The 683-nt window shown below is 51.7% G+C and carries 1 pseudogene; it reads right to left on the bottom strand.

The window, feature by feature from the left end:
* Window positions 1-611: pseudogene (locus tag ACR0B3_RS24430) on the bottom strand (IS6 family transposase); the annotation flags it as partial.
* Window positions 612-683 lie beyond the last annotated feature (72 nt).

Here is a 683-nt window from a genome sequence, read left to right as displayed (position 1 = left end):
GACCAGTTCTATGCCTGCTAGGATAGATGCGGCTGACGCGAAAGATTTGAACACCAGCATGGGTCTGATTCTTCGTTTGATGAAGCGGTGATCCTATTCGATGATGTTATTGAGGTATTTCCGCCTGACCAGCTCAATCTGGATCGGGAAACCGAAGCTCTTGAGCATCTTATTGACTGCCTTGATGCCGGCCGTGTTAGCACCACTTTTGTCGATGACGATCTTGCGCGGTAAACCGTTTTCCTCAAGCGCGCGGGCAAAAATCTCGTCGCAGCGGCTTTGTTACGGCGCTCTGACAACATGAAATCAAGGGTGTTGCGGTGTTTATCGATCGCTCGATAAAGAAATACCCATTTACCTTTGACCCGCACATATGCTTCATCCATTCGCCACGAACGGTCGGCGGGACGCTTTCTATACCGTGCTGCTTCAGCAATCAGGCCAGCATATCGACTGACCCAGCGGTTCAGCGTCGCATGATCCAGATCAGCGCCACGTTCCGCCATAATTTCCTCCAGATACCGGTATGAAACACCGTAGCGAAGGCAGAAGAAAACCGCGTACAAGATCACGTCTTGCGGAAAATGCGCGCCCTTAAATGAGATCGTCACGACCTGCTCCTGTCATGTCCCAGCATGCGTTAACAGAACTGCGTTCGATCTGACAGGTGGGGACGAGTTCGC

The sequence above is a fragment of the Ruegeria sp. CE9 genome (assembly GCF_056537425.1).
The sequence above is the reverse complement of the archived record's forward strand: the minus strand, read 5'-3'. Positions and strand labels throughout refer to the sequence as shown.